This is a genomic window from Brevundimonas sp., assembly GCF_036399195.1.
Taxonomy (GTDB): Bacteria; Pseudomonadota; Alphaproteobacteria; order Caulobacterales; family Caulobacteraceae; genus Brevundimonas.
In genome coordinates, this window is sequence record NZ_DASWNO010000180.1 from 1 (window position 1) to 6,461 (window position 6,461).

The following is a 6,461-nucleotide window of genomic DNA, read 5'->3' on the forward strand; positions in this document are numbered from 1 at the left end:
TGGGGCATCGCCTTCGCGGGTCCCGCCTCGGGCGCCAAGCTGGTCATGCCCGGCGCGCGGATGGACGGCGCGGCGATCTACGAACTGATCGAGAGCGAGGGCGTCACCTTCTCGGCCGCCGTGCCGACGGTGTGGCAGGGGCTGCTGACCCATCTGCGCGAGAACGGCCTGCGGATTCCGACCGTGAAGAAGGTCCTGATCGGCGGCTCCGCCGTGCCCGAGAGCCTGATCCGCGCCTTCCAGGAGGAGTTCGGGATCGAGGTGCTGCAGGGCTGGGGCATGACCGAAACCTCGCCCATCGGCACCCTGTCCAACCTGCCGCCCGAACTGCTGGCCCTGCCGTACGACGAACAGATGAAGTGGCGGGTGAAGCAGGGCACGCCCCCGCTGGGCGTCGAGCTTAAACTGAAGAACTACGCCGGCCAGGAGATGCCCCACGACGGGCATACCTATGGCCGGCTCATGATCAAGGGGCCGACCATCGCCGGGGCCTACTTCAAGGGCGAGGGCGGTGACATCCTCGACCACGAGGGGTTCTTCGACACTGGCGACGTCTCGACGATCGACGAGCAGGGCTTCATGCAGATCACCGACCGCGCCAAGGATGTGATCAAGTCCGGCGGCGAGTGGATCAGCTCGATCGAGATCGAGAACATCGCGGTCGGGCATCCGAAGGTGGAACTGGCCGCGGTGATAGGCGCCGCTCATCCAAAATGGGACGAGCGGCCGGTTCTCATCGTCAAGCTGAAGCCTGGAGAGACCCAGGACAAGCAGGAGCATCTCGACTTCCTGCAGGGCAAGATCGCCAAGTGGTGGATGCCGGATGACGTTGTATTCGCGGACGAGATCCCGCTGGGCGCAACTGGGAAGGTCGACAAGAAGCTGATCCGCGAGCGGATGAGCGACTACCGCCTGCCGACGGCGAGCTGAGGCGATGGTCAGCGGCCGCAAGCCACGAACGGCCGTTCAGGCGCTGTTGGCGGTCAGCCTGGCGGCGCCGCTGCTTGTGCTGGTTTCCGCCCTGGGCACCCGCACCGGGCTGATGCCGCCGGAGATCGGTTACGACCTGCTGACGCTGAAGGTCGGCTGGTGGCTGGCCTTTGTCGGCGCGGCGGCCGGGGTTTCGGCCGGCTTTCTCGCGCTGCGCGATATGCGGCGGACAGGCGTGCTGGCCGTCGTCGCCGTGCTGGCCGGGCTGGGGACGCTCGGCGTCTATGTCTGGCAGACCAGCCGGCTCGCCGCCGCGCCATCGGAGGACGTCAGCACCAATCTGGCCGATCTCCCGCGGGTCGGCGACCCTCGCGGGGCCGGGCAGGGGCCAGCGAGCATCGTCGGAGTCGAGGCCTGCCCGGGCGCCCTTCCGGCCATGACCCAGATCGCGCCCGAGTCGGCGGCGTGGGCGCTGCAGCAGGCGGGCTTCTCGGTGCGCCGCGCCGGGGTGGCGCGGGCCGACGGCGTCCAGCAAGGCTTCTGGTTCGGGTTCCGCCACGACGCCGTGATCCGCATACGGCCGGGCCGCACGGATATCCGCGTGGCCGCCCGAGACGGGCGCTCGCACGCGGGCGCGGCCTGCCGCATGGCGACCCGGATCAGCGAGGCCCTGCGCAGCGGGCGCTGAGCCTCAGGCCGGCGCCCACACGGCGTCGATGAGCGGCCCGGGTGCGGCGCTCACGCGTCCGGCCTTCTCCAGCGCAATCAGGTGCGCCCAGACGGACAGGCTGGCGGCCGGCCACAGGCGCGGATCGACAGCGGCGTAGAGCGTCGGGACCACGTCCGCGATTCGTCCGACGCCGGCTTCGACCTGGGCCAGAATCTGCGCCTCGCGCGTGAGGCGGTGATCACGATAGGCGGCGAGAAACGGGCCAGGCTCCGTGATCGGCCCCCCGTGCGTCGGCCAGAGCGTCGTGAACTCCCGCGCGATGACCCTCTCGAGGCTGTCCATATAGGCCGCCATGTCCCCGTCCGGCGGTGCGACCACCGTCGTCGACCAGCCCATGACGTGATCGCCGCTGAACAGCGCCGCTTCTTCACGCAGCACGAAGGCGAGGTGGTTGGAGGCGTGTCCCGGCGTGGCGAGGGCCTCCAGCGTCCATCCGTCTCCTTCGATAACTTCGCCGCCCGCCAGAACCTCGTCGGGGGCGAACGCCTCGTCCTCGTCCTCGTCGAGCGGAGATGAGGCGTGTGTCTGGCGCAGAGGTGGCCGTGCGGCGAGGACCGGCGCCCGCACCGCCTCCGCGAACGGCCGGGCGAGGGGCGCGTGGTCGCGATGAGTGTGGGTCACCAGCACATGGGTCACTCGCCGGCCCTCGACGGCCGCAAGCAGGGCGGCCAGGTGATCCGCGTCATCCGGGCCTGGGTCGATGACCGCGACGCTGGCCCCCGCTTCGGGCCGTCCGACGATGTAGGCGCCCGTCCCGGTGTAGGTGAACGGCCCTGGGTTGCTCGCGACCACCCGCTGGATCAGCGGCGAGACCGCGTCCACCCGCCCGTACTCAAATGGCGGCATCGCAACGAACGGGATCATCGCGGACGGCCCGGAGCTTGCGTGCGGGTTATGCAAACCTTCTGCGGAGCGCGCATCGTGGCTGTTTCCATCGCCCTGGCTGTCTCAAATCGGCTTCAGCCCGTGGCTGCGGCCCTGTTATGTCTCATGGCGGCGCAGCTGGCGGTAGCCTCCTGCACACCCGAGCCTGTTCCGTACGCCGCGCGCGTGGGCGTGGTCCGCTAGAGCGGAAGCCGGCTGAGATCGTAGCCCGCGGCGGCAGCGGCCGTCCTGAGGTCCTCCTCGTCCGCGCCCTTAGACCGTTCCGACATTGCCCAGATCGCGGCGGACCGCATGCCGGAGCGGCAGAAGAGCACCGTCGGCTGACCGTCAACCAGCGCCTCGGCAACGGCCTGCACCTGATCCGGGGCGGGCATGCCCGAGACCGGGATCCAGAGGAAGGAAAGACCCGCCTCTTTCGCAGCGGCTTCCATCTCGGCGGCGGTCGGCTGCCCAGGGTCCTCGTGGTCGGGGCGGTTGCTGATGATGCGCCGAACGCCCGCCTCGGCGAGGCCCGGCAAGGCGGCCGGCGCGAGTTGTGGAGACGCCCAGAGGGTCGGGGAGAGTGGCCGGGGGCTCATGGGCGGGTCCCTTCAGAACAGGCGGGTCGCGCCTGACTCGTCCAAGCTCGCGTGCGGGTCAAGGCGCGGATGCTGTGGCTTTTCGGCCCCGGCGGCCGTTTTTGTTGACTTCGCCGGCCGTCCCGGAAAAACCATCGGAGCCTTCGGGCGTTGCTGTGCGTCTCCACAACCACCACCAGGCGATTTCATGCTGCTGACCCTCGCTTCCGCCCTTCTGCTTTCCGCCGCCCCCGCCCCGCAGGACGGCGTCGTCAGCACGGCGCCGCGCGCCGAAACCGTGGAAACCGAGCGGTATCGCGAGGCGGTCGCCTACGCCAACCCGATGCCGACCGGCGCCCCCGAGGCCGACTATCCGCTGGTGGCCTGGTGCGAGGCGCTGGTGAACGGCCATGTCGCGCTCGGCGAAACCCTGACGAACCGTGATCCGCTTGATACGGACATCATCCGCTTGGGCAAGCTCGAGGCCGCCGACTTCCGCGCCGCGCTTGACGCCGCCGAGCCGCGCCAGACCGCCGCCAGCCGGGCGGCGGCCCGCACGGCCGCCGCTCAGGCGACGGCGAAATGGGCGCCGTTCGCCGGACAGGACGAGACGGTCCGCAGCCAGGCCTTTGGCCTGTTCTTCGGCCTGCCCGGCCGCTGCGAGCACGCCGCCCGCCGCATCCGCAACAACATCACCAGCGCCCCGGCCACGCCGCGGGACGTCGGGCTGGAGTAGGGCTCAGGCGGCGTCGCTTCTCACCCGGGCGTCCGGCTCGTAGTTGAGGATGGGCGACAGCCAGCGTTCGGCCGTGGCCAGATCCCAGCCCTTGCGCCGGGCGTAGTCGGCGACCTGATCCGGATCGATCTTGCCGACGCCGAAATAGTGGCTCTCCGCGTGGCCGAAATAGAGGCCTGAAACCGACGCCGGCGGGGTCATGGCGAAGCTTTCAGTCAGGGCCATGCCGGCGTGGTCCTCGGCCTGAAGCAGGCGGAACAGGGTGGCCTTTTCCGTGTGGTCGGGCTGGGCCGGATAGCCGGGCGCGGGGCGGATGCCCTGATATCGTTCGGCGATCAGGTCCTCAACGGTCGTCTGTTCGTCGGGCGCATGGCCCCAGAGCTCGGTCCGCACCTTCTTGTGCAGCGCCTCGGCGAAGGCCTCGGCCAGACGGTCGGCGAGCGCGGTGGCCATGATGGCCGAATAGTCGTCGCCGGCGTCCTTGAACCGTTTGGCGATCTCGAGCTCGCCATGGCCGGCGGTGACGGCGAAGGCTCCGATGTAGTCGCGCCCCGTCTCGGCGACGAAGTCCGACATGGCGAGATTGGGCTTGCCGTTCGACTTCCTGATCTGTTGCCGCAGGGTGTGGAAGCGCGCGATCTCGTCGGTGCGGCTCTCGTCCGCATAGACGGCTATGTCGTCGCCGACGGCGTTGGCGGGCCAGAAGCCGACGACGCCGCGGGCGGTGAACCATTTCTCGTCGACGATACGCTTCAGCATCGCCTGGGCGTCTTTGAACAGGTCCCGAGCGGCCTCGCCCACGATCTCGTCCTCGAGGATTAGCGGATAGCGGCCGATCAGCTCCCAGCTGGCGAAGAAGGGCGTCCAGTCGATATGGTCGGCCAGATCGCCCAGGTCCCAGCTGTCGAACGCGCGCACGCCGAGGAAGGACGGCGCCGGGGGCAGGGGCGTCGACGGATCGGGCTTGAAGCGGTTCTGACGCGCAGCGGGCAGGGCGGCGCGCGCCTTGACCTCTTGGCCGCGCGCATACTGCTCGCGGATGCGGATGTACTCGTCGCGCGTGGCGGCCTCGTTCTTGGCGCGCTCCGTTTTCGACAGCAGGCCGGAGACCACGCCGACGGCACGCGATGCATCGATCACATAGGTGGTCGAGCCGGAGTGATAGCCGGGCTCGATCTTCACCGCCGTGTGGGTCCGGCTGGTGGTCGCGCCGCCGATCAGCAGGGGGATGGTGAAGCCGCGCCGCTCCATCTCGCGCGCCACGAACACCATCTCGTCCAGCGACGGGGTGATCAGGCCGGACAGGCCGACGATGTCGACCTTGTGCTCGACGGCCGCGTCGAGAATCCGGTCGGCCGGGACCATGACGCCCAGGTCGATGACCTCGTAGTTGTTACACTGCAGCACGACGCCGACGATGTTCTTGCCGATGTCGTGGACGTCGCCCTTGACCGTGGCCATCAGGATGCGGCCGGCCTGTTCCCGGGGCTTGCCGGCCTTTTCGGCCTCCATGAAGGGCTCCAGCCAGGCCACGGCCTGCTTCATCACCCGCGCCGATTTGACCACTTGGGGCAGGAACATCTTGCCCGAGCCGAACAGGTCCCCGACCACGTTCATCCCGTCCATCAGCGGGCCTTCGATGACGTGCAGCGGCCGCTCGACGGAGAGGCGCGCCTCTTCCGCATCCGCTTCGATCCAGTCCGTTATGCCGTGGACCAGCGCGTGTTCGATGCGCTTGCCGACCGGGGCGTCGCGCCATTTCAGGTCGACGACCCGCGCCGCGCCCTTCTCGCCCTTGTACTCGGGCGCCATGTCGACCAGCCGCTCGGTGTTCGAGACATTGGTCCGCTGCGGCCGGTTCAGGATCACGTCCTCGACCGCCTCGCGCAGCTTCGAATCGATGTCGTCGTACAGGGGCAGGTCGCCCGCATTGACGATGCCCATGTCCATGCCCGCCTGGATGGCGTGGTACAGGAAGACGCTGTGGATCGCGCGCCTGACCGGCTCGTTGCCGCGGAAGCTGAAGCTGACGTTAGACACACCGCCGGAGACGCGGGCGTAAGGCAGGGTGGCCTTGATCACCCGGGTCGCCTCGATGAAGTCGACGGCGTAGTTGTCGTGCTCGTCGATCCCGGTCGCCACGGCGAAGATGTTGGGGTCGAAGATGATGTCTTCGGGCGGAAAGCCGACCTCATCCACCAGGATGCGGTAGGCGCGGGTGCAGATCTCGACCTTGCGCGCGGCGGTGTCAGCTTGGCCGACCTCGTCGAAGGCCATGACAACCACGGCGGCGCCGTAGCGCAGGCATTTGACGGCCTGTTCGCGGAACTCGGCCTCGCCCGCCTTCATCGAGATCGAATTGACGATCGGCTTGCCCTGGACGCATTTCAGCCCGGCCTCGATCACCTCCCATTTGGAGCTGTCGATCATCACCGGCACCCGCGCGATGTCGGGCTCGGCCGCGATCAGGTTCAGGAAGGTGACCATGGCCTGCCTGGAGTCGAGCAGGCCTTCGTCCATGTTGATGTCGATGACGGAGGCCCCGGCCTCGACCTGCTGACGCGCCACCGACAGGGCGGCGGCATAGTCGCCGTCGATGATCAGCTTCTTGAATTTGGCCGAG

Annotated in this window: 6 protein-coding genes; 3 read left to right on the forward strand and 3 right to left on the reverse strand. The window is 68.7% G+C overall.

All coding sequences use genetic code 11. The features are described 5' to 3' along the window. Together VGB60_RS08440 and VGB60_RS08445 are read left to right on the forward strand one after the other, a co-directional pair. On the forward strand, window positions 1–930 hold a 930-nt coding region (locus VGB60_RS08440; protein WP_331037826.1), incomplete at its 5' end, for an AMP-binding protein. A gap of 4 nt (window positions 931–934) precedes the next feature. Next, entirely contained in the window at window positions 935–1,618 is a 684-nt protein-coding gene (locus tag VGB60_RS08445; protein ID WP_331037827.1) for a hypothetical protein, read from the forward strand. A 3-nt stretch (window positions 1,619–1,621) separates the two neighbouring features. On the opposite strand, the gene VGB60_RS08450 is transcribed toward VGB60_RS08445, so the two are convergent. After that, window positions 1,622–2,524: an MBL fold metallo-hydrolase gene (locus tag VGB60_RS08450; RefSeq protein ID WP_331037828.1), complete on the reverse strand. Its 903-nt coding sequence runs from the start codon at window positions 2,522–2,524 to the stop codon at window positions 1,622–1,624. A 200-nt stretch (window positions 2,525–2,724) separates the two neighbouring features. Next, the gene (locus VGB60_RS08455; RefSeq protein ID WP_331037829.1) at window positions 2,725–3,123 is read right to left on the reverse strand and encodes a TIGR01244 family sulfur transferase; all 399 of its coding nucleotides are present in this window, start codon (window positions 3,121–3,123) and stop codon (window positions 2,725–2,727) included. Between the two features lie 187 nt (window positions 3,124–3,310). Between VGB60_RS08455 and VGB60_RS08460 the strand changes: the two genes are divergently transcribed. Then, window positions 3,311–3,838 (forward strand): hypothetical protein, encoded by a 528-nt coding sequence (locus VGB60_RS08460; RefSeq protein WP_331037830.1) that lies wholly within the window; start codon window positions 3,311–3,313, stop codon window positions 3,836–3,838. 3 nt (window positions 3,839–3,841) lie between these two features. Here the strand turns inward: VGB60_RS08460 and metH are convergent. After that, window positions 3,842–6,461, reverse strand: a 2,620-nt coding sequence (gene metH, locus VGB60_RS08465) for a methionine synthase (protein WP_331037831.1), incomplete at its 5' end; no start/stop codon positions are given.